The sequence below is a fragment of the Psychrobacter sp. AOP22-C1-C5 genome (assembly GCF_052378885.1).
In the GTDB taxonomy this organism is placed as follows: Bacteria; Pseudomonadota; Gammaproteobacteria; order Pseudomonadales; family Moraxellaceae; genus Psychrobacter.
Window position 1 is genome coordinate 338,720 of record NZ_JBQSYC010000001.1, and the last position, 24,072, is coordinate 362,791.

The following is a 24,072-nucleotide window of genomic DNA, read 5'->3' on the forward strand; positions in this document are numbered from 1 at the left end:
ATGAGTTATAGTAAAGAATTTAAAATAGTAGTAGCTACAATTTATGGAGAGGCAGATGCTTCTAGCGTAAGAAGCTGGGAAGTTATTGCACACTCTATGAGAAATAGAATTGGGTTTGGAAATTGGACTCAATATTCTACAATATATGGTATTGCAACAACAACAGGTTATGATGCTTATACTAGTAAAAATATTCCTTATTATGAGGCAATGTCACAATTTAATTCAGGCAACATAAGTAGCTTGTTAAAAAAAGTAATTGATACAGTACTTCCAATTTATGAAGGTAAGGTTAAGGATGATACTAATGGAGTAGTATCCTACTGGAGTCCTGAAGCTCAAAAGCAGCTACATAGAGATAAGCCAAAACTATATACTACTGCAGTGCCAGATTGGGTCAAAGATAATAAAAAAGAAATAGTAAAAATTGCTGGAACTGAGAAAGATGATTTTCAGTGGTTAAGATTTAAACGTTCAAAAATGTTTGTTACTCTACGTGACAATAAAGGTTTACCAATGGATGGGGTAAGCGTTGATATAAGGTTTGCTTCTGGCAAAAAAGTTCCAGTTTTATCTAACTTAAAAACTAATAGTAAAGGACAATTACCAGTTTTTTTTGCTCGAATAGAGATGGGTGCTAGATTTATAGTTGATGGAAATTATATAAAAGATAAGAAAGGTAATAATCTAAAAATTCTACCTACTGGTAAAGATATTGTGGCAACAATAATAGTAGGTACGGGCAATGGCTTTAAGTCTAGTTTAGAAAAACACGAAACAGAATCAGAAAATACTCAGGTTCGTAATGATACAGTTGGTATCAACAATACGCCAAAAACTAATACTGCATCTAATTTAGAAGAGGTCACCTTTAACATCAAACTAGTCGAAGGCGACACAGGCAAGCCACTACCAAACACACCCTATTATTTTGAGTACAAGAACAATATCAAACCCCATAAAACCGACAGCTCAGGTATCGAATCAGGTATCAAAGCCGATGTCAGCCAATCTATCGGCGTCTATCTTGATGACGACGGTGGTAAGAAAAAATCTATTTACAGCATGGCATTTCCAGTAACAGGTGACTTAAACGGACAGACCAAAGTATTAAAGGTTCCTGTCGTTACGCTACAACTAAAGTTTGTTGATAAAAGTAAAAAACCTATACCTAACTATCAATTTAAAACCGTTTATCGCGGTCGGACCTCTGAAACCAAAAAAGCGAATGCTAGAGGCTTAGCCACTGTAAAAGCACTGGCGGGACAGGAACTAAAGATCATTCATGTAGTAGCAAATAAATTTACGAGAAATATCGTCACTGACGGTTCAACTGAATGGACATTCGATACAAGTAAACTGATTAAAGATTCTAGCAGTTCAGCAAGCTCTGCTAGTAATGCATCATTCAATAACCCTTCTTCAGCTCAAAAGCCTAATGACACAAAACCTAATACTTCAAGCCCCGTTGATAAAAGTAATGTCATACGCAATGATAAGATAACTCAAGAAGGGCCAACACATGAAGTTAAAACAGATCAAGCAAAGATTACTATTAAGTTTTTAGATGAAGCAACGGATAAGCCTTTGTCAGGATTAACTTATTGGACGCAATCTACTAAGTATGGAAAAAACCCAGCTACTACAGGTAGTGATGGCACAAGAGGCCATACACACGATTCAGATGTGGGTATTAGTATCGCAGTTCTAGTCAACGAGAATGGTAAGGAAGTGAAAAAAGGGACTATTGTCGCTAATAGTGATAAAAACGGCGTTGCTTATGTTTATAAAGCTAAGAAGCCTAAACATTCAAATATAAAAATCAGTTTCAGCCGCAATACAAAATCAACTGTAGTTACTGAAAAGACTAAAACGATTTTAAGAGAGATTGCTGAAAAATATGGTGCGAAAGAACTCATAATTACCAGTTCGTTAAGAACTCCTGAAGAACAAGCTAGTGCAATGTACGATAATATTGCTGGTGGTAAACGAATATCATACCGAACTCCTGGTGAAATAGTGACTCAAGTGTGTGAAAAAGGAATCAAAATGAAATTAGGTAGGGAGAAAACCATTCAAAATATGGTATCTAAGATTTTAGAATACGATAAAAAAGGTCAGAGGGTATCGAAGCATTGTGTTAGTTTTGAAACATATGCTAAAGCAAACATTATTGATTTAGGCATCAATAGTAATGGGTTTAATACCTATACAAAAAAGGAAAGATTTCAAAGAATTTGTGATGAAGCCGAAAGACAAGGTAAAATTTCCGGCTTTATATCTCCTCTTAGAGATAAAGCTGAACCAGCTTTTCATCTCGAAATACCTCAATAGATAAGGAGTTATATTTTATGAAAAAAACTCTACTCTTATTGTTCATTTTAGCATTACAAGCTTGTAGCGACACCACTGTTCAGCTTCCTACAGATGACGTCGATAAAGGAAGTCGCATAGACTCAAAGTTAGAGACAAATGCTGTTCGATCATCCTCAGATATTGGCATAGGCGTAGATACACATAATAGTATTCCAACAGGTATTTACTTTTCTAATAAAAAATGTCGTTCAGATAAAACTTGCAAAAATTTTACTCCTAAAAAAATTGATGGAAAATATGTTCTTTTTAAAAATCAGGATTCAAACGAAGCTGCGTACTACTTATTAGTTAAGGATAATGCTTACTACCTTTATAGTTTACAGTTTTTAGATGAAGACTACAGCGCCGTTGGCTCTTGGTCACAATTAAAAAGAATTGACGAACCAGATTTATCTTTTGAAATCGAAACTATTGAACAGGTCATGGGTTCAGACTACATGGGAAGTTACGACAATGTTAATATAAACAATAAACTTAACACCTTAGCTAATAAGTCCGGTTTGCTAGAAATAGGTAACCTATTAGAAGGTAACAAAATACCTACTCATGAAACTATCAAATTTATACATACAAATGATGGTTATAAGGTCGACTGCGAAAATTATATAAAAAAATATGAAGAGATAGCTGACGAATTTTTTAAAAAAAATATGGCTATAGGCTTTCACTTTTACTATGAATGTTCTAGTGGAAACGTTATATATTTTCAAGATGTGAACAAATTACAATAGATATTGTAATAGCGCTGTTTCCACGAGACAGACTTTATCATTTTTAATTGTCTTTTTTTCGAGAATACTAGTTAGGCAATAACTAAAAATCTGGGCTTATTCATCCCTCATTTACTCTTACCCTAGTAGCTAATTTACGTTTGATACAAGATTTCCTGAGAAGTGAGAGATGAAGAAAAATATTTATAGGTTAGTATTACCGATATTATTTATTGCAATGGCAGGTTGTAGCAATGCGGAAGATATCAACTCTCCAGTGATATCTAAGACTCATGAAGGAGATGTTTCTTTAACTCAAACACAAACGTTAGAGACACCTCAATCTAAATTAAACTGCGCACAATTTAATCTAGATAGCATAGATAATATGGTATGTACTTACTGGAAAGACTCTAAAAAATTTAAAGAGACCATTAAAATCCAAGATTATGAGACTTACTCTTCGCTTATAGAAGTTCAAGAACTTTCACCAGTTGAGTATAATTTCTTTGCAACTACAGAAGTATATTATAAGAATGAGAAATACAAGGCTAAAGTTTTTCCAAATTCTAGAGTAGAGTTATCAGATGGAAATGAAATTTTAAACCTAATTTGTAATAAAGGCAGTTGTTCTAAGCCATTTTTATGGGGTTTTGCTACAGAATCAACTATTAAAGTTAATCCCGAGTTAGCTAATGTAATGATGAACAAGTTATCTTATATATATAACTACAACTATAAAAAATACCTTCGAGATAAAAACAGTCAGGTAGTAAGAAACAAGATAGCAGTCAAGGTATATTTTAATAATCCCCACTTGGATGATACTTCATATGTTATCCGATTTGTAGATCAAGCTTCGCCGCTCAAAAATGCTATTCAAGAATATCTAAACGGTTTGACTATAGAAGAGAAAAATCTAGGTTTTGAGTCAAATAATTTTGGTAATAATAACTTCACAGTTAAGATTGTGGACAATATAGCTAAGATTCATTTTACCGCTAATGATTTAATTGCAGACTTGCAGTCACCGCAACAAGTGATAAACTTTAGCCATTCTATAAGAATGACCGCAGAACAGTTTAATACGGTTGATGCAACAGAAATATGCATCAACAACTCTTACAACTATCAAATGGCTTTTCTGGCTAACGAAGAATCTGTAGATTGCCCTTTTTAATTTTCATCAAAACTGTATATTCATTACTAACCTATTAAAATCAAACCAAAAAAAATCCGACCACCTAAGTGATCGGATTTTTAGTATTTGGTGGAGATGGCGGGAGTTGAACCCGCGTCCGCCGGCATTACGCTCATGAATCTACATGTTTAGTTTCTGTCTTCAGTTTTAATCCGCACCGATCCGACAGTCAGGATGGATTGGACGATTCTCTACTTTTGAACCCAAGCGATTGAGACAATCCCTTGTGGCGAGCCTACATGCGGACGCTTCAACTTAGTTAACCAACTGTAGGTGATCAGCAACTAAGTAAGCAGGGTTTAAGCTGCTAGAGCGTAAGTTTCGTCGTTTGCGACTATAACAATATATGTTTGATTAACGAGAGGACATACACTCTCGACATGCATCATTGAGTTTCAGCACCAGCGTCGAAGCCAGAACATCCCCAATAAGGTCGACTATTATATAGCACTTATAGATCGACTTTCAACCTATATGACAACTGCATTACATTACGTTACAGCTCAATCATTTATGCTAAAACACTGTTTAGCCATTTGCCAATATTTTGGATTTGCGGCATACATACTTGATGCGCCATCGGATAAGTCCGGTAAGTCACATTATACCCTTTATCAGATAACAGCTTCTGCGCTTGTTCACCTAGAATGACAGGTACGACTGGGTCATGACTGCCATGCTCAATCAAAATAGGCATGTCTTTATTAGCCGCGCTATAGGCGATGTTTTCATTAGTCGCAAGATAGGTCGAAAGTGTCATCAAGCCTGCCAAACGTTCTGGATAACTTAAGGCCACATGATAAGCCACTGCCCCGCCCTGTGAAAATCCTGCTATCACGATATGCTCTGGTGCAACGCCGCGCTCAATTTCACGGCGGATTAGATCCTGTATTTGCTGCGACGACGCTTCGATTTGAGCCACATCAATTTTGCGCTCAAGGCTCATCTCCAAAATATCGTACCATGCTGGCATAACCATACCACCATTGACGGTTACTGCACGCTTAGGGGCATGTGGAAAGACAAAACGTACCGCCATGTCATTAGCCAAGCCTAACTGTGGTACTACTGGCTCAAAATCATGACCGCTAGCGCCCAAGCCATGAAGCCAAATAACAGCGCGATCAATATCTTTTTGCGCGGGATTGTGTTCGGTAATAACGCAGTCTAAATAATCACTCATATTTTATCCTTAATAGTTATAAATATCTGAAAAGTAAATAAAACTAAAAATGCAATGTCTCTTAGTTGTCATCATTTCTTAAACATAATTTGATATTTTAAGTACTGTACTACTATACGCAATGTGATACCCATGGTCATACCCTACTTCTTATTTTGCCCTTTGTTTGAGGACAGTTTACATGACAATATTAAATAATTCAGTGGTGACCCGTCATCAAGGCGTTTATAAAAGCCGCCCGACGAAAAAACTGCTACTACCGCTCATGTTTGCCAGCAGTATTTTATTAATAGCGTGCGAAGAAGATAACGATATCGTAACCACCGTACCACCTACCACGCCGCCAGTCACTGAACCGGCTCGGTCTGTGAATTATACTTATGGGGTTCGTCCATTCTATCTGGTCAATGACATGGATGAGGGCGCGCTTAAAGACGAGCTGTTGGCTTGCGGTAATCAGCAGCCTAGCAAAACAGACTTTTCTATCGCTCATCGCGGTGCGCCCTTGCAGTTCCCTGAACATACCTATGATGGCTACATTGCCTCAGCCCAGATGGGAGCAGGCATATTAGAATGTGATGTGGCATTCACCAAAGATGGTGAGCTGGTTTGTCGTCACGCACAGAATGATTTGCATACCACGACTAATATTGTAGCAACCCCGCTCGCCAGTCAATGTACGGTACCACCTATAATGGACACCAATGGTGTGCTTACCAATGCCGCCAATATTGAATGTCGAACCTCAGACATCAGTTTAAATGATTTTCAGAGTCTAAAGGGGAAAATGGATGCCGCCAACACTCAAGCCACAACCATTAGCGGCTATATGAATGCAACTGCACCATGGCGAACAGACTTGTATTCGCAAAATGGGAAACTACTGACGTTAAAAGAACACATTGCACTTGCCAGCAGTTTGGGCATGAAGCATACCCCTGAGCTAAAAGCCCCTGCTGTATCCATGCCGTTCAATGGCTATAGCTTAGACGATTATCGTCAACAGCTGATTGATACCTATAAGGCAGCGGGTGTTGCCCCTAGCGATGTATACCCGCAATCGTTTAATATCGAAGATGTCGATTATTGGCTTCGTAATGAGCCAAGCTTTGGCGCCAATGCGGTTTATTTAATCGATGATACCAATGAAACGGCGGCGGGCGCCCTTTTTGATAAAAACGACCCGACTACATGGAAACATTCTTTGGCCGATATTAAAGCACGAGGCATCAACATCATTGCTCCAGCTTCTTGGTTACTAGTCACAAGCGATGGCAATGGTAATTTATCACCCTCTGAATTTGCCATACAAGCCAAAGCCAATGGGCTGGAGATCCTCACATGGTCGCTTGAACGATCAGGCCCACTAGCAAATGGCGGCGGCTGGTACTATAGCGGTCTAAATGATGCGATCAATAATGATGGCGATATGATGACCTTTATCGACGTACTGGCACAAGATGTTGGCGTCAAAGGTATCTTCTCAGACTGGCCAGCACCCATCAGTTACTATGCCAACTGCAAAGGCTTAACCTAGCAGTTATACCCTTAAGGCACCTATACCACCGAGAGTACATTGTAGTACCTTAACCAAGAGACCGTTTTAGCATATCTAAGACGGTCTTTTTTGATGCTACATCTGACAAGCTATCACTTTATAGCTGAATCTACTGGTTAGTGACTCTGTACACTGAATGTTTGGATGACTTACCTATTTTTATCTTCATATTTTTTCATCAACTTTTCATCGTATTGGTAATCGCCACTTATCAGTTGAATTATAAACTATGCTAGGATGATCACATACTTTAGTCACAGTGCGTTTATTATGAGTCCTTGCCCGCATATTTTATTGGTAGAAGATGATCCTGCTATCGCGATGTCGCTTAAGGTGACCTGTAAGCGTGAAGGCTGGCGCATAACATGGTTAGACAATGCAAGTAGTGTCTTGCCGATGTTACATCGTGATGAGGCAAGAGATTTATCAGCCATTATTTTAGATGTTGGATTACCAGATGGCGATGGCTTGAGCCTGTGCCAACAAATACGCCATACAACAGATATCGATACTCTAAAAGACATTCCTATCGTATTTTTAACGGCTCGTAGTGAGGAAGTTGATCGTATTTTAGGTTTAGAGATGGGCGGTGATGATTATTGTGCCAAGCCCTTTAGTCCTCGAGAATTAGTCGCTCGTCTAAAAGCCATTTGGCGACGTGAGCAATTACTTTCTCAGCAGTCTACTCATACTACGTCCACAGACAATACGATTAACGACACCCTTTCTAACAATATGTCGGAGCAAGCTTTAACCTTTGAGTGTCAATCTGGTGTTTGGCACTATCAGCCGCTTAATTATTCACTAATGTGGCAAGGGCAAAAGCTTGAACTGAGTAACACAGAGCGCAAAATTTTACTGGCTTTATTAAAAGCACCTAATCAAGTTTTTAGCCGTGAACAGCTATTAAACGCAGTGAGCGACTACCCTGATCATCGTTTAGCACGAACCATAGACAGCCATGTTAAGTCAATCCGTAAGCAGCTGGCGATCATTGACTCTAGTGTTGATGTCATTCATACACATCGCGGCTTAGGATACGCGTTATGCCCTGCATAGTGCTGTCACTCCATTACTTTTAATAGCCTTTATAAAATATGAATCACAAAGCTGACCATACCCCTCCCACCAATCAAAGCAATTGGTATGCAAAGTTGCATCCCATAGGCACCGCGCAGCAAACGACGAAACCCAAACGGTTGCTAAATTTGAGTATTTTTTTCAGAATTTGGTTGGCCGTGGCTTTGGTTCTCATCATTTGCGGGGTAGTCGTTTTTACTCAATTGTTTGGTTATGTCAAACCAACCGCGCAGCAGGTTATCGAAGATACTTTATTGGATACCAGTAAATTTCTTGCGGCAAATTTGCAGTTACCGTTGTCCTCAGGACAGTTATACGATGATTTTTATCAAGCAAAACTGGATACTGCGTTTATCGGCATACCGACCACTGATACTGCGATCAAACCAGAAGATAAACACGAAAGTTCCAGCAGTTTTCGAGTATACGTAACAGATAAGACAGGGGTTGTCATTTACGACTCACTCCCCGAACCTGACAATGACGAAGGGCAAGACTACAGTCGCTGGAATGATGTGTATTTGACCCTGAATGGTCAGTACGGGGCAAGGAGCACCACACAAAATCACAACCAGCGTGACGGTACAATTATGTATGTGGCGCAGCCTATAAAAAATGATGCAGGTACGCTAATCGGGGTTGTCAGCGTCGGTAAGCCGGTCGCTAGCGTGCTGCCCTACTTGGACAATACTCGCAATCGCATGTTTATCACAGCACTACTCATGAGCATTGCCGCTCTTATCTTAGCAGGATTGGTCGCCTGGTGGCTCAAACAGAGCATCACCTTAGTGACTCAATACACCAGTGCATTGGCGGAGGATACCAAAAAACCGTATTTTTATTTAGGTCATGAACTCAATAGTCTGACAGATACGATTGAGTCTATGAAACATCAGTTAGAAAATCGAGCGTATGTCACAGAGTATGTCCACACTCTCACTCACGAGCTCAAAAGCCCTTTGACAGCAATTCGTGCCAGCAGTGAGCTACTAGAAGACAATGGGCTTGATGAAGAGGATCGGCAAATGCTTATCCAAACCATCGGTGAGCAAAGCATTAAAATGCAGCAGCTGATTGATCGCCTATTGTTATTAGCCAAGGTTGAGCAACCGACCTTTAAGCTTAATCGACAGCTGACGCCGTTATTACCGCTATTACAAAATCTTGCCAAAGACAATAGTGCCAAATTACAACAGCAGCACCTGCCACCTATCGACATCTATATTGATGACAAGCAGATGACTGAAAGCGTACTATCATCGCTAGATTTACTAGCAAACACCAGCGTATTTGCAGACCAATTTTGGTTGGTGCAGGTATTGCAAAACGTATTAGACAATGCCATTCATTTTGCCAAAAACAAAGTCATTATACATATGCATAGCACTGTACAAACGGTGACCATCGATATATTTAATGATGGCAAATTGCTCCCTGACTATGCAGTTGATAAAGCTTTTGATCGCTACTTTAGCTTATCGCATCACAGCCAAACCCTTCATCCTTCAACAACCTCTTCGCCAGTTAAAGACTCGGCACAGAGCCAGAATCAAAGCTTTGAAGCAGGCTACCCGAACCCATCTCCCAGCACCATTAAAAAAGGCACTGGTCTTGGGCTAACCTTAGTGAAACAAGTGATTGAACATCACGGCGGTCATGTCGCTATCACCAATGTCACCGCAGACAATGATAAAAACTATATTGCTCTTAATCAACTTACTGGTGTCATGGTCAGTATTACGTTACCTTTGGATGGATCATAAGACCTCTAGAAAAAATTAATACGCGCCCGCCTAAACTCACTTTTTTATCATAAGAATCTGCACTCTTAATAACAGTTCATTAACTTTCCATCATTCCTTCATAGGTTTTCTATCTGCTTATTATACGATTACGTCATTAAAGTTCGTCATCAAGACTAAGGATAGAAAAGCCATGCAAAATCTTATCGAGCAAAACCAAATAATAGAGAAACTTTTAGGTCATAGCCGTCATTATTGTTTACAGACTTTATCGCGTGAAGGCATTGACATCGTCTCTTTTGGACATTGGCTAGCGATTCCCAGTCAACAGCTGCTTCTGGTGTTTCGACATCAGCGATGCGTAGCTATTGATGATTACCAGCTAGCGGCTTAGACCCTTTGTCAACAACCTTATTAGGTCACATTTACTCAATCAATACTCTTTTAAACAGCCATAAAAAAGCCCTTTGCTACCTCTAATCATATGTCGTTAAAGATAAAAAAGGGCTAATAGCATTACCACAAACTGTCTAAATAATTGGTTCTACTGGCTGTTCGACATCCGCGTTCTGACCACGATGACGCAGATAATGGTCAAGCAATACAATTGCTAGCATAGCCTCTGCAATCGGCGTGGCGCGTACACCAACACAAGGATCATGACGACCTTTTGTCAGCATATCCACCGACTCCCCTTGCGTATTAATACTTTTGCCAGCAGTCGTAATACTAGCTGTCGGTTTAAGAGCGATATTCACACGGATGTCTTGACCCGATGAGATACCGCCCAATATGCCGCCTGCATGATTGGCTGTAAAACCATCTGGCGTCAGCTCGTCACGAGAACGATGACCAAATTGACCAGCGACTGCCATCCCATCACCAATCTCAACTCCTTTGACGGCATTGATACTCATCATTGCATGAGCAATATCCGCATCCAAACGGTCAAATACTGGCTCACCAAGTCCGACTGGGACGCCACTTGCGATAACTTCAAGACGAGCGCCGCAGCTTGTGCCTTCACGGCGAAGATTGTCTATCAATGTCTCAAAGCGACCAACAGCTTCTTTATCGGCACAGAAGAACGGATTGCTATTTACGAACGCCCAATCGATTTGACTAGGATCTAGTACATGACTATATTCATCACCAATTTGGGTGACATGACCATGGATTTGCACACCCAAGCGATCTAATAGGTATTTTTTCGCAATAGCACCAGCCGCGACGCGCATCGCAGTTTCACGCGCCGACGAGCGACCACCGCCACGATAGTCGCGAAAGCCATACTTCATACTATAAGTATAATCGGCATGACCCGGACGAAACGTGTCTTTGATTTCGCTATAGTCTTTGGATTTTTGATTGGTATTGCGAATCAACAGACCAATAGAAGTACCCGTCGTTTTACCTTCGAATACACCAGAGATGATCTCAACTTCATCGGATTCACGGCGCTGGGTCGAGTATTTAGACGTCCCCGGTTTGCGGCGATCCAAATCTATTTGCAAATCTGTTTCAGACAGCACTAAGCCTGGTGGCACGCCATCGACGATTGCCATAAGACCTGCGCCATGCGACTCGCCACAAGTGGTGACAGTAAAAACCTGCCCAATACTATTGCCTGCCATATTTATCCTTAAACAAGTAACTGCAACTGCTGCTTATTTGACCAATCATTTATGATTTTTGAATGATATTGTTTATGCTTATTTAATATCCAGGCATGGTTATTGGATGCCATCTAGTTGCTGTACAAAAGCGGCAAACAGCGGACGATTTGCTATTAGCTCATCATAGGTAATCGCAAAAACGCCATGACCCCCATGAGCAAATTTTAGCCAGTCAAACTGAATTTCAGGATAGGCTTGTTTTAGCGCCCATTCACTATCGCCCACTTCACAAATCAGCAGACCTTCTGGGCTAAGATAATCTGGCGCTTCAAATAAGATACGATGGACCAAGTCTAACCCATCTTGACCCGCTGCTAGCGCGTGCTCAGGCTCGTATAAAAACTCAGGTGGCAGGTCTGCCATGATGGCCGCATCAACATAAGGCGGATTGGTAACGATCAGCTCATACTGATTTTCGGCAGGAATCTTGGCAAACAGATCAGACTCAATCACATTCACTTGATGACCAAGATCATGATGGTCGACGTTGACCATTGCTACTTCAAGTGCGCCTTTATCAATATCAGCAGCATCGACCAGTGCATCAACGAAACGTGTCGCAAGGGCAATAGCAATACAACCTGAACCGGTACATAAATCCAAAATACGTTCAGGCTGTGACAACTGCTTAACGTCTAAACCGTGATCGTAGAATACGGCTGTTTTTTCATTGGCACCAATCCCAATCGGTTTGGCCAACTCATTGACATCAAAGTACGGATGAAACTGCTGACGGATCAATTCCGCTATGGGTGAGCGCGGGATCAAAACACGTTCATCGACATAAAACGGCAAATCACAGAAGTACGACAAGTTGATCAAGTAACTTAGTGGTTTACGCTCAGCGATACGCTCTTCTAACAAGCTTAGCACCAACTGCTTCTCTGACGTGGTCAAACGACAATCGAGAATTTGCTCATTCGCTGACCAATCTAAAGACAGTGAATGCAAGACAATGGCGGCGGCTTCAGCAAATTCATCGGTGGTACCTTGGGCGACAACCACATCATAATTACGGAGCTGCGTGACCGAAAAACGAATGAAATCGCGAATACTGACGAGTTGCTCGCGCGCTTCTTCGAGCTCTGCATGCAAATTGGCAAATTCACTCTGCTCACCGATAAGACCTGTTTCTAAATCATACTCTATCTCATCTTCTAATCCTTGAGATTGATCATCATTGAAGTATTGATTTTGAAACTCTTCTGCGCTCATTGTTTGGTCTTCTGACATATCACACCTGACTGATTGCATTATCACTGACTAAATGGTCACTGACTACATGCGAGTGGGTTAAATTGCTTTTTATTCAAAGCTGATTTTTTAAATAGAAATCCTATCTTCCATTATAGACACAAACATGAAGTAGCGCCAATATTTGCGCTTGCCCTGTTTTTGTTCCCTTTATCGAAGAGTACAGATGACAGACGAAATCAGTAAGAATCAGGCATTACGCTATATACATCTGCGCTACGTTATTGCCAGAATGTAGTGAATACGTCAACGGTTGACGTTTAGCAAGCCTTAAGTGAAAAAAGATGTGTCAAAAGTTTGCGAACCAGTCAAATTATGCGCATAATAGCCGCATTAGTAGCAACTACAAGTGACTCAATGTTATGAAAATAAAGCCCATTATTACTGCCATATCTATCGCCGTTGTTGGTGCCAGTGTTAGCGCGCTTGCCGCTCCTGCCGATAACACTCGTACAGTGCCAGTACGTACGGCTGACTCACAGCCTAGTCTTGCTCAAAAAGTTAGCCTCAACGTGCAAGAAAACCGTACTAGCTCCGCAGATACTCGAGTTACTGCCAAGCCTCAATCGTCTGACCGTATGACTCAGCTGATTGATTCAAAACAGAAAACAGACGCATCAGTGAAATCGAAAACAGCTGCGGCAAACAGTATGAGTGCTGCTGAACTGACTCTAAAAGATGAGCGCTCTGACGGCACAGATGATATCAGTGAAGGTCAAGCTGTGGCTGCGCCTAGCGATGTTTCATCTATTGATTCTTCCGATCCGCTAGCCTTTGAGCTGCCTGACAGTGAAAAACGTCAAGACTTCAGTGATGATCCTACCATCAAAAATATTGAAGACAAAGATGGTAAAAGATACACCACGCTGAACTTGTCAAACTATGCTAAGCAAGTCAATGAGGCTACTTGGTCACCCAACATGAAAGTCAACTCAGCGATGACCATCAAGATGCAAGCGTTGCTCGACTGGAACCATGCATCTCCTGGTCCTATCGACGGCGGCTGGGGTATGAATAGTAAAAAGGCACTTATCAACTTCCAAACCATGAAGGGCTTGCCAGCTACAGGTAAAATGGATCAAAAAACATGGGATGCATTGATTAAAAACATTCCTGCGAATAAACCTGTATTGGTCACTTATACCATCACTGAAGATGATATCAATACCAACTTTGCACCTACGCCTGCTACATCAGAAGCTAAGTCAAAAATGAAAGGCCTTTATTATCAAGATATTAAAGAGATGTTTGGCGAACGCTTCCATATGGACGTGCGCTACTTAGATAAGTTGAATACAAACAAAACCTACAAAGCTGGCGAGACAATCACAGTTCTCAATACCCGTGGTCCATTGAATCAGCGTATCAACCGTGTTGTTGCTAATAAGGCAGAAAAAACACTTTACGCTTATAACGGCGATAAGTTGGTTGCCACCTATCCAACCACGATTGGTAGTGACACCACCCCTTCTCCACAAGGTACGTTTAAAATCATTAACAAAGTAAAAATGCCTTGGTATAAAGCCACTGTCGGTGAAGGCGCTCAGAAAAAAGTGTTCATGCTACCACCAGGTCCAAACAACCCTGTTGGCGTCGTATGGATGGGCTTATCTAAGCCTTCGTACGGTCTACATGGCTCACCAAAACCTGAAGGTATCAGTCGCCAAGCATCAGCGGGTTGTGTTCGTTTGACCAACTGGGACGTGCTAGAGGTTTATGCCAATATCGAAAATGGTGCAACTGTCGAGCTTAAATAATCCATAATGACTCTAAAAAAAGACCTTGATATTAAGGTCTTTTTTTATGGACGAATATATTTAGACGCTTTATTTTCTTATACTTTCTGTCTTCTAATTTACACCTTATAATGTTCTTCATTACCCGTAATACTGCCGACTTTTTTGGTAAAAAACATCGCTCCAGGAATGGCAGCCAAAGTACCCAATACTACCGCTATTTGCACATGAGCGATTTCGTTAAGGCCTGTGACTAAGGCAACAATTATAAAAATACCCGTCGTGACTGTTGCTGCGATTAGATAGATGACAGAGAATAATGGCCAGTTCATAACTATTCCTCATTTTTATTGTGGATATAGTACCTTTATACATTAAACCCACAAAATCTTTAAGGTTTTATCATAACTTTCAAGTCTACCTATATTGGATGACTAAAAATTAAAACCCTGTTACGATTAAGGTTTTTTATCTATACTTTCAGTTTCATTCATCTGTCTTTTGAATCGCTGCTATCTATACCTTATTAATTCATCCGGTTATTCGCAAAAAACTCCTATTGTTTTACTTATTTATCATTACAATATCGACTCTCTTTTATCTTTCAATAAAGCTATCTGCTATGACCAAATCCGAAAAATCGCCTTCTGATCAGTCGATTATGGCACAAGACTCAGTGGATGCTGCTGAGCCTAACATCGAATCTAATTCTTTAACTGAATCTACAACGGATGATTCTATTCTAAAGCAGATGGTAGTTGATGATCCAAACGAGCCAGTTGAAGACACGGCCTGCGCGAAAGTACCTAAAGCGAAAGTCAAAATGGAATCTATTGCGCCTAATGTGGTGGTTGCCTCATTAGAGACTTCTGATTCAGACACGGGGTTGCCTGAAAGCGAATCGCAAGTGCTTTCAGAACAAGCATCCTCAAATGAGGAAGTCATAGCGCTAGATGATGAAGCATTAGAAACGCCTCAAACCCAAGTACAGGATCAGGATTTGATTGCGCCAGAACCAACAAGCGAGCATTTAGCAAGTAATCCATCGACAACAGATCAAGGCCGTGAACCGCAACAAGACGATGAAAAAGAAGAGGAAGAAGAAGTCAAAGAAAAAAAAGAAGCCAAACTTGAGTCTTATAAACAATTTGTGGCAGAGCAATTTAACAATAAAAAAGTCGATTACCCAGAAGTTAGAGTGACCATTGAGGCGAACGCGCTGCCTAGCAAAATGTATTTCATCATGAACATACTTTCTGCCATCATCGCAAGCTATGGACTTGTAACCAATTCAGCGGCGGTAGTCATTGGAGCAATGCTAGTTGCCATGATGCTAGGCCCTATCACGGGCGTAGCATTAGCGATTATTGATCATCGTATGCCACTGCTACGCAGGTCGATTATTACCGTACTTATCGGTGTGTCATTGGTCATACTGGTAGGTTTTATCATTGGGTGGTTGCATAAAGATCAGCCATTGACGGCAGAAATATTATCGCGTACCCAGCCGACGTCCATGGATTTAATGATCGCTTTAGCGGGTGGTACTGCTGGTGCGTATGCCATGGTGTCACCGCACCTCTCAGTTGCGGTGGTAGGTGTGGCCGTTGCCACTGCTTTGGTGCCACCCCTTGCTGCTAGTGGTATTTTGTTTGCCAATGGTGAAATACAGCTTGGTTTTGGCGCTCTTTTGTTGGCAGTGACCAACATCATTGCTATTCAATTTACCAACGCGCTTGTACTATGGGTTCTAGGTTTTCGCCGCTTGGTCGATGAAGAATATCAGTCAAATACTTATCTGACGTTTTTACAGCGCAATGCCGTCACTCTATTGCTATTGGGCGGATTGGGTACGTATTTGACCATTAACTTACAGACCAACGCCAAGCAACAGGCGTTTGAGAATAACGTAAAAGAAGCCATCAATACCTATTTTATTGATAAGGGTAATGTCTTAACCAATACTCAGTTTGACACTATAGATAAGAATCAAGTTATCCGTGCTGTTATTCGTGGTGAAACAACGCCTACCTCATATGACGTGCGTCAAATCGAATCCGCTATTACCAAAGATATGGCAGAGAATTTCCCCAATTACTTGCCGGTTAAACTGCAATTGCGTTATTTGCCCGTACAAGTGATTGAAGCCGATCCATTGATACAAGATAAGCTTGATGAGACCGATGCGACGATTTTGACCAATTAACCTCTACTCTAGCCAGTATTGTTAATAAACAAAAATGTTGGCTTTATTTTCATAATACGCGAGCGGTTGTAACTCTTGTACCAAGAGCTTGGGCGTTTGTGCTAAAATCGCATGCAAAATTATTTCATTCCATTCTATCCGTCAGTAAGGAGCCGCTGTGAGCCAGCCATTTCGCTCAGCCGATATTCGCCAAGCCTTTATCGATTTTTTCATAAGCAAGCAGCACACCCCAGTTCCATCGTCCAGCTTGATTCCGCACAATGATCCGACATTGTTGTTTACCAACGCGGGTATGAATCAATTCAAAGAGACGTTTTTGGGTATGGAGACGCGTGACTATACACGTGCCGTCACTTCACAAAAATGCGTACGTGCTGGCGGCAAACACAATGACTTAGACAATGTTGGCTATACTGCGCGTCACCATACATTTTTTGAAATGCTCGGTAACTTCTCTTTTGGAGATTACTTTAAACAGGGAGGTATCGAATATATCTGGGAGTTTTTGACATCAGATAAGTGGCTCGCGATTGATAAAGACCGTTTGTATGTGACCATTTACGAAACCGATGATGAAGCCTTTGAGATTTGGAATAAAAATATAGGCATCCCAAGCGAGCGCATCATTCGCATTGGTGATAATAAAGGTGCACCTTACGCGTCTGATAACTTTTGGACGATGGGCGATACAGGTCCTTGTGGCCCTTGTACCGAAGTCTTTTATGACCACGGTGCTGATATCGAAGGCGGCTTGCCGGGTACACCTGAAGAAGATGGCGATCGCTATATTGAGATTTGGAATTGCGTATTCATGCAATTTAATCGTCAAAAAGATGGGACGTTACTACCGTTGCCTGCACCAAGTGTTGATACAGGTATGGGGCTTGAGCGGATCAGTGCCATCATGCAAGGCGTCCACGGCAACTACGAGATCGATTTGTTCACTCACTTAATGGATGCTGCGGCTGAGATTTTAAACATTAAAAATGAACAACAGTCATCGCTAAAAGTCATTGCTGACCACATTCGCGCCGTTGCGTTTTTGATCGCTGATGGGGTAACGCCAAGTAACGAAGGTCGCGGCTATGTGTTGCGCCGTGTGATTCGTCGTGCCGTTCGCCATGGTAATAAGCTTGGCGCAGACAGTGATTTCTTTTATAAAATGGTCGCACCACTGGTTGCAGAAATGGGCACAGCCTATTCTGAGCTGGCCGATAAACAAAGCGTCATCGAAAACGCCATTCAAAAAGAAGAAGCACAGTTTGCCAAGACACTTGCTCAAGGATTGCGCTTGCTTGCCGGCGAGCTTGAAGGCTTAAAAGATGGCGATACTCTCTCTGGTGAAGCTGCCTTTAAGCTGTATGATACTTACGGCTTCCCGCTTGATTTGACTGCTGACATCACACGCGAGCGTGGCATCGTTATTGATGAAGCTGAGTTCGATGAACACATGCAAGCACAACGTGAGCGCGCTCGTGATGCAGGCAAATTCGATGTCGATTACAGTAGCGTTATTCAAGTAGAAAACCCAACGACTTTCATCGGCTATGAGCAGCTGGAAGAAGAAGGCGTGATTGTTGACGCCCTTTATCAAGATGGCGGTACAACCGAAACCTTAACTGAAGGTATGGAAGGCGTGGTTGTTCTTAACCGCACACCGTTTTATGCCGAAGGTGGTGGTCAAGTTGGAGAGCTGGGTGAAATACGCACCGAAACAGGCGTTTTTGAGGTTCAAGACACCAAGAAGTCTGGTCAGGCCATTATCCATCATGGTGTGGTTACCATGGGTGACATTAATACCAAACAAACAGCGGACGCTCACGTACTCTCTAGCATCCGTGCTGCAAGTGCCAAAAACCATTCGGCCACTCACCTTTTGCATGCCGCACTAAGAGAAGTTTTGGGCGAGGAAGTCACACAAAAAGGTTCATTGGTATCAAGTGAGGTGCTGCGTTTTGACTTCTCGTATGACAGACCTGTCACTCCTGCTGAAATTATACGGGTAGAACGCCTAGTCAATGAGCAAATTCAGGCCAATACCCCAGCTCGCATCGAGCACATGTCTATTGATGAAGCGATGAAACAAGGTGCGATGGCACTGTTTGGCGAAAAGTATGGCAGCGAAGTTCGTGTGTTGACGATGGGTACGGACAGCATCGTAGATGGTCAGCGCAAGCCTTTCTCTATTGAGCTATGTGGCGGTTTGCATGTACAGCGCACTGGTGATATCGGCGTCCTCAAAATCACTAGCGAGTCAGGTATCGCCGCTGGTATTCGCCGTATTGAAGCCGTCACTGGTATGAATGCTGTTAAAAATATTCAGCAAAGCGAACAACAGCTGAGCGAATTGGCAAGTCAGCTAAAAGTAAAACGTCCTGAAGTGGCACAGCGTGTACGCACTATGGCCGACAAGCAGCGCGATTTAGAAAAACAGCTCGAACGTTTACAACAAAAAATCGCCAGTGCTCAAGCAGCCAATTTACTTGATGACGTTCAGACTATCGCTGGCACGCCAGTTCTGGTGAGTACCTTAAGCGGTATCGATGGCAAATCCATTCGCACGCTTATGGACGATATCAAATCCAAGCTGCCTGATAGCGTCATCGTCTTGATTGGCGATAAAGATGACCAATTGGCACTAGCGGCAAGTGTGGCCAAATCTCTCACTGCCAAAATCAAAGCCGGTGATATTATTCGTCATTTGGCAGGTAAGCTTGGCGGTAAAGGCGGCGGTAAGCCTGACTATGCTCAAGGCGGTGCGCCAAAGTCTAATGATAGCAAAGCCGTGATCGATGCGTTACCTGCTTGGATTGAAAGCCAGCTTGGTTAAAAATGAAGGAAAGCACGCTTGGTTTTATCGTGCAAGTTGGGCGATTGGTTATAAGGGCTATAACCAATCGCCATACATCTAAGTCGCCCTGCTACTTAACGTTCTGACGCAGATATGATATAAAGGTCAACGCTTGAACGCATTGCTTGTCCGCTTAGTGCAAGGCAAGCAGTAGCACATTGATAAAAAGTATAGGGCGCGCTCTTATAATACGGCTGTATCTATGTAAGCATTGATTAAAAGTCGTATTGACTCTCAATCAATGATAACGAAAGGTCATTCATGAATAATAGGTAGGTTTTTATGGCGTTAATAGTACAGAAATATGGCGGCACCTCTATGGGTAGTATTGACCGCATCAAAAACGTCGCTAAACGCGTCAAACGCTGGCATGACAACGGTCATCAAGTAGTCGTTGTCGTGTCTGCCATGAGTGGTGAAACCAACCGTTTGATTGATCTGGCACGCCAAATTAGCAACCAGCCTGATCCCCGTGAATACGACCAAATGGTCTCAACGGGTGAGCAAGTCTCTATCTCGTTGCTTGCGATGGCAATTAAAGAGCTTGGCATTGGTGCCCGTTCATTTACTGGTCGTCAAGTGGCCATCAAAACCGATAGCGCGCACAATAAGGCGCGTATCGAAAGTATTGATGACAAAAATATTCGTGAACAACTAGAAGCTGGTAATATCGTCATCGTGGCAGGCTTTCAAGGTATTGATGAAGACGGTAATGCCACTACGTTGGGTCGCGGCGGCTCTGATACAACGGGTGTTGCTATTGCAGCAGCATTAGGCGCAGATGAGTGTCAAATCTACACCGATGTCGATGGCGTCTATACCACTGACCCACGGGTGACCTCAAAAGCCAAAAAACTTGAAAAGATTACTTTTGAAGAAATGCTCGAAATGGCCAGTCTGGGCTCAAAAATTCTCCAGATTCGCTCAGTAGAGTTCGCTGGTAAATATGGTGTGCCTTTGCGTGTACTATCTAGCTTTGATGAAAATACTGACGGCAGCTTTGACCAAGAATTTCAAGATACCGTTGGCACCCTAATTACGATTGACGAAGGAGACAATATGGAACAGGCAATCATCTCAGGTATCGCCTTTAACCGAGACGAAGCAAAAATTGTAGTGCGCGGTGTACCTGATCACCCTGGTATTGCCTCTGCTATCTTAAGCCCGATTGGTCGCGCCAATATCGAAATCGATATGATTGTGCAAAACCTATCAGTCAACGGAACAACAGACTTTACGTTTACCGTCAATCGCTCTGACTTAGACAAAACCATGAAAGTGCTCAATGAAGAAGTCAAAGACGAGATTGGTGCTAAAGAAGTATTGGGCAATAGCGAAGTGGTTAAAGTCTCCCTAGTTGGTGTTGGCATGCGCTCACACGCAGGTGTTGCTAGCCTTATGTTCCAAACTTTGGCGGAAAACAACATTAATATCCAAATGATCTCCACCAGTGAAATCAAAGTATCTGTATTGATTCAAGACCAACATCTAGAAAAAGCAGTTAAATCATTGCATACAGCGTTCGGTCTTGACCGTGAAGACGGCGAAAGTAAAATCGCTGGTCTTTAATACTTATTGATGGCTCTAGAGCAATATTTACCATCGCTGGACTATCATCTGTTTCAAACCTTTGAAATAAAGATTTGATTTTCATGGTTATTCACCAATTGGTTGTTACTTACTGTCGATAATACGTTCATTAAATAGGGTCTTTTTAGATCCTATTTTTATTTTTTATTATTGCTAAGGTAAGTATTTACCCAATAGTTTTGTGAAAATCCGTGACAGTATCTGTTATGCCCCCTATAATGGGCTTTCATTTGGGCTAAATGAATCTACCTATCATCGCCGCTATTGGCACAACGTTCAGTACTGTGGTTATTATCGATACATTGCGCGTTTAGTGCTGCGGTGATGTCCTGCAATTGAGAAGTGATCTAATGAGTAATAATTTGTTGATGCGACATAAGGAGTGTGACGCATGTTAATTTTGACACGCCGCGTGGGCGAAACGCTAATGATTGGGGATGAGGTCAGTGTGACTGTCCTAGGCGTCAAAGGCAATCAAGTACGTATCGGTGTAAATGCACCTAAAGATATTGCCGTACACCGCGAAGAGATTTACCAACGTATTCAGCATGAGCGTTCTGTACAGTCGCAAATGCAGCATCTTGAGCAAGGCAGTTTTGCGCCTTCATTCGATGACGAAGACTATTTTAATCGCTAATCCGATCTGTAGTATTTAACGCTTAACCATTAATCATTATTAAGCAAATATCATCATTATATTTTTATAAATATTATATATACTATGTTTTTGCTTTTTTAATCTGCTCTGAGGTCATTTATTTATGAGTATTCGCCAATCAGATGTATCGGCTCTACTTAATGGTTTGAATAAAAAAGCCATTGGATTCAATGATGTCATCAGCTTTATCGATGATTTTTATCGTTATGCACCTGCCCCTTTTGTGAATGGCATGGTACATAATGCAGCTGGTGAAAACGAAGGTAGTGCGAAAATTTTTGGCTTTGCCAAGCATCACGGTCTAAACCAGCTGGATACGTTAAAACTCTTTGGCGAGCATTATGCCAAAGTTCAAGCTACTCCTAACGGTACTGATCATGCCAATATTCGCAACTTTTTACATTGGGGTTGGCAAGGGTTTTTGATGCAAAAGAATCCGCTGACTGTACGTCCCAGTGTTGATACGACTGCGCTTTAATTATTTATCAAACACAAAAAAGCCACGCTATATAGCGTGGCTTTTTTATTACAGCTCAATATTAATGTAACTGACTCAATTTAAAAATACAGTATTGCTGGTATGAATTTATCAAAACCTCTTTCTGCAATGACACAACAAGCGATGAAGTTTATACCAGCATAACGCTTTTCCCGTATCACTGTTTTATTCTAAACTGATTGTAATTGGCTCTATTTATTACGAAATTTGATTGGTTGCACAGCGCCTTTAGGGTTAGGCATATTCGGGTAATGCTGCTCATGCTCAACCTCACATTCAGCACCAACAATGTCGCCGTTGTCCTTCACTGGCTTATGAATAAAACCTGTGCGTTCAGCAGGCGGTAGATGCTCATGCTCCCAAACCATCACTGCTTGCATACAAGTTTCGCGTTGCTCAGCGGTTACTTTACGACCATCAGGCCATTTTCCCAGCTCAATCGCCATACGAAATTTATCCACCACGTCTGGCGTCAGACTTGCTAATATCGTTTGTTTATCCATCTTACTTACTCTCCACTACTGTTTTATATCACTGATGCGCTTATTCATCATCCATAATATCATCATCGCCATCCAGACTGAATTCTTCTGCATGGACATTCCAATGCAACTTTGTACGACAAGCTTCATAGAAGTCAAAACCAGGCGGGTGCAGCAACGTTAGTTTATCGGGATGCTTACGAATATAAAGACGCTGCTCTTGCTCCAGTGGGACGCTTGGCTTACCATCTGCACTGACCATCGGCTGCGTGCGATTGTCTTCATGGATGCGAATACAGACCTCGCTATTGCCGCTCACCACGATCGGCCGACTAGATAGCGTATGAGGATGCATAGGCACCAAACAAATAGCATCCATACTTGGATGAATAATAGGGCCACCGCCAGATAAGGCATATGCGGTCGAACCAGTCGGAGTCGCTGCTATCAAGCCATCGCTGTGCTGTCTGTAAACATCTTGACCATCGATTTTCATTTGAAAATCAATCATGTGCACCGATTTTCCCGCATGCAGCACCACATCATTGAGAGCCATATCTTCATGAATGATGTTGCGTCCTTCTCGTATTTCCATAGTCAAAAGAAACCGATGATCCAATTGATAGTCACCCATTAACACTTGGCGTAATTTGAACGCTGCTTCATCAGGTTTTACATCCGCCAAAAACCCAAGACGGCCACGGTTGACACCCAAGACAGGTACACGGTAACGTGCTAATGCCTCAGCAGCATGCAATATAGAGCCATCACCACCGACGACGATAACCAAATCGCAAATCTCGCCAATCAAACCGCGTTTAACGATTTTTACCTTTTCAACCTCAGTGAGATTTAAGGTAGGCAAATTCGCGGTTTGCACATCCATAATCAAAGTAAGGTTCATATCATTGATGGTTTGTGCAATCTGCACCAAACTTTGCGTGACACTGCGCTTGCCCGCGCGTCCCATCAAACCAATGCGCCTAAAAGCTGGATTTTTGATAGCGTGGAACAGCTCTGACTCATGTAAATGTGGCAATCTTTCTGACTGCGCTGAGTTTTCCATAAAACGACTCGGGATAACGGTGAATTACAGGGCAATGATAGCGATAAATAAGCGCTTAGACTAGCATGTTTATGAATTATCGTTGTTAACTGTCGTAATCAATCTTAGGTATTAGTAATTACAAATTGTCTCTGTGCGTATTGGTTTGGCGGCTCAGTATTTTTATTAGCCATTCAGTGCGGCTAAGCCTACCTAAAGTAACCT

General features: G+C 41.9%; 18 protein-coding genes, 1 other RNA gene and 1 pseudogene. 13 read left to right on the forward strand and 7 right to left on the reverse strand.

Annotation, left to right across the window (positions count from 1 at the left end; all coding sequences use genetic code 11):
* The 3 genes from ACT3TH_RS01345 to ACT3TH_RS01355 all read left to right on the forward strand — a co-directional run bounded on the left by ACT3TH_RS01345 (nt 1) and on the right by ACT3TH_RS01355 (nt 4,266).
* The gene (locus tag ACT3TH_RS01345; protein ID WP_444754056.1) at nt 1-2,334 is read left to right on the forward strand and encodes a hypothetical protein; all 2,334 of its coding nucleotides are present in this window, start codon (nt 1-3) and stop codon (nt 2,332-2,334) included.
* A 17-nt stretch (nt 2,335-2,351) separates the two neighbouring features.
* Nucleotides 2,352-3,107, forward strand: a complete 756-nt coding sequence (locus ACT3TH_RS01350; protein ID WP_444754057.1) for a hypothetical protein — start codon at nt 2,352-2,354, stop codon at nt 3,105-3,107.
* A 169-nt stretch (nt 3,108-3,276) separates the two neighbouring features.
* Nucleotides 3,277-4,266: a hypothetical protein gene (locus tag ACT3TH_RS01355; RefSeq protein WP_444754058.1), complete on the forward strand. Its 990-nt coding sequence runs from the start codon at nt 3,277-3,279 to the stop codon at nt 4,264-4,266.
* An 88-nt stretch (nt 4,267-4,354) separates the two neighbouring features.
* Here ACT3TH_RS01355 and ssrA read toward each other — a convergent pair.
* Nucleotides 4,355-4,713: a transfer-messenger RNA gene (ssrA, locus tag ACT3TH_RS01360) on the reverse strand.
* A gap of 85 nt (nt 4,714-4,798) precedes the next feature.
* A complete protein-coding gene (locus ACT3TH_RS01365; RefSeq protein ID WP_444754059.1) occupies nt 4,799-5,470 on the reverse strand; it encodes an alpha/beta hydrolase in 672 nt (223 codons plus the stop codon).
* A 181-nt stretch (nt 5,471-5,651) separates the two neighbouring features.
* On the opposite strand from ACT3TH_RS01365, the gene ACT3TH_RS01370 reads away from it, so the two are divergent.
* The 4 genes from ACT3TH_RS01370 to ACT3TH_RS01385 all read left to right on the forward strand — a co-directional run bounded on the left by ACT3TH_RS01370 (nt 5,652) and on the right by ACT3TH_RS01385 (nt 10,244).
* Nucleotides 5,652-7,007 (forward strand): glycerophosphodiester phosphodiesterase family protein, encoded by a 1,356-nt coding sequence (locus ACT3TH_RS01370; RefSeq protein ID WP_444754060.1) that lies wholly within the window; start codon nt 5,652-5,654, stop codon nt 7,005-7,007.
* Nucleotides 7,008-7,298: 291 nt separating this feature from the next.
* Nucleotides 7,299-8,087: a response regulator gene (locus ACT3TH_RS01375; RefSeq protein ID WP_444754061.1), complete on the forward strand. Its 789-nt coding sequence runs from the start codon at nt 7,299-7,301 to the stop codon at nt 8,085-8,087.
* Between the two features lie 38 nt (nt 8,088-8,125).
* Nucleotides 8,126-9,871, forward strand: a complete 1,746-nt coding sequence (gene creC, locus ACT3TH_RS01380; RefSeq protein WP_444754062.1) for a two-component system sensor histidine kinase CreC — start codon at nt 8,126-8,128, stop codon at nt 9,869-9,871.
* A gap of 172 nt (nt 9,872-10,043) precedes the next feature.
* Nucleotides 10,044-10,244 carry a hypothetical protein gene (locus ACT3TH_RS01385; RefSeq protein ID WP_444754063.1) on the forward strand — a complete coding sequence of 67 codons (201 nt, stop codon included), beginning with the start codon at nt 10,044-10,046 and terminating at the stop codon, nt 10,242-10,244.
* Nucleotides 10,245-10,380: 136 nt separating this feature from the next.
* On the opposite strand, the gene aroC is transcribed toward ACT3TH_RS01385, so the two are convergent.
* Nucleotides 10,381-11,484, reverse strand: a complete 1,104-nt coding sequence (gene aroC, locus ACT3TH_RS01390) for a chorismate synthase (protein WP_444754064.1) — start codon at nt 11,482-11,484, stop codon at nt 10,381-10,383.
* 99 nt (nt 11,485-11,583) lie between these two features.
* Nucleotides 11,584-12,759, reverse strand: a complete 1,176-nt coding sequence (prmB, locus tag ACT3TH_RS01395) for a 50S ribosomal protein L3 N(5)-glutamine methyltransferase (RefSeq protein WP_444754065.1) — start codon at nt 12,757-12,759, stop codon at nt 11,584-11,586.
* A gap of 383 nt (nt 12,760-13,142) precedes the next feature.
* On the opposite strand from prmB, the gene ACT3TH_RS01400 reads away from it, so the two are divergent.
* Nucleotides 13,143-14,537, forward strand: coding sequence for a L,D-transpeptidase family protein (locus ACT3TH_RS01400; RefSeq protein ID WP_444754066.1), 1,395 nt, complete (start codon nt 13,143-13,145; stop codon nt 14,535-14,537).
* A 98-nt stretch (nt 14,538-14,635) separates the two neighbouring features.
* Here ACT3TH_RS01400 and ACT3TH_RS01405 read toward each other — a convergent pair whose 3' ends face one another.
* Entirely contained in the window at nt 14,636-14,848 is a 213-nt protein-coding gene (locus ACT3TH_RS01405; RefSeq protein ID WP_444754067.1) for a hypothetical protein, read from the reverse strand.
* A 290-nt stretch (nt 14,849-15,138) separates the two neighbouring features.
* On the opposite strand from ACT3TH_RS01405, the gene ACT3TH_RS01410 reads away from it, so the two are divergent.
* From ACT3TH_RS01410 to ACT3TH_RS01430, 5 genes and pseudogenes are all read left to right on the forward strand, one after another.
* Nucleotides 15,139-16,722, forward strand: coding sequence for a TIGR00341 family protein (locus ACT3TH_RS01410; protein WP_444754068.1), 1,584 nt, complete (start codon nt 15,139-15,141; stop codon nt 16,720-16,722).
* Nucleotides 16,723-16,879: 157 nt separating this feature from the next.
* Nucleotides 16,880-19,552: an alanine--tRNA ligase gene (gene alaS, locus ACT3TH_RS01415; protein WP_444754069.1), complete on the forward strand. Its 2,673-nt coding sequence runs from the start codon at nt 16,880-16,882 to the stop codon at nt 19,550-19,552.
* Between the two features lie 303 nt (nt 19,553-19,855).
* Nucleotides 19,856-21,142 carry an aspartate kinase gene (locus ACT3TH_RS01420; RefSeq protein ID WP_444754070.1) on the forward strand — a complete coding sequence of 429 codons (1,287 nt, stop codon included), beginning with the start codon at nt 19,856-19,858 and terminating at the stop codon, nt 21,140-21,142.
* A 412-nt stretch (nt 21,143-21,554) separates the two neighbouring features.
* Nucleotides 21,555-21,722: pseudogene (gene csrA / locus ACT3TH_RS01425) on the forward strand (carbon storage regulator CsrA); the annotation flags it as partial.
* Between the two features lie 202 nt (nt 21,723-21,924).
* Entirely contained in the window at nt 21,925-22,299 is a 375-nt protein-coding gene (locus ACT3TH_RS01430) for a HopJ type III effector protein (protein ID WP_010199421.1), read from the forward strand.
* Nucleotides 22,300-22,511: 212 nt separating this feature from the next.
* Here the strand turns inward: ACT3TH_RS01430 and ACT3TH_RS01435 are convergent, their stop codons facing one another.
* Nucleotides 22,512-22,823, reverse strand: a complete 312-nt coding sequence (locus ACT3TH_RS01435) for a YeaC family protein (RefSeq protein ID WP_444754071.1) — start codon at nt 22,821-22,823, stop codon at nt 22,512-22,514.
* Nucleotides 22,824-22,863: 40 nt separating this feature from the next.
* The gene (locus tag ACT3TH_RS01440; protein ID WP_444754072.1) at nt 22,864-23,868 is read right to left on the reverse strand and encodes an NAD(+) kinase; all 1,005 of its coding nucleotides are present in this window, start codon (nt 23,866-23,868) and stop codon (nt 22,864-22,866) included.
* Between the last annotated feature and the right edge of the window lie 204 nt (nt 23,869-24,072).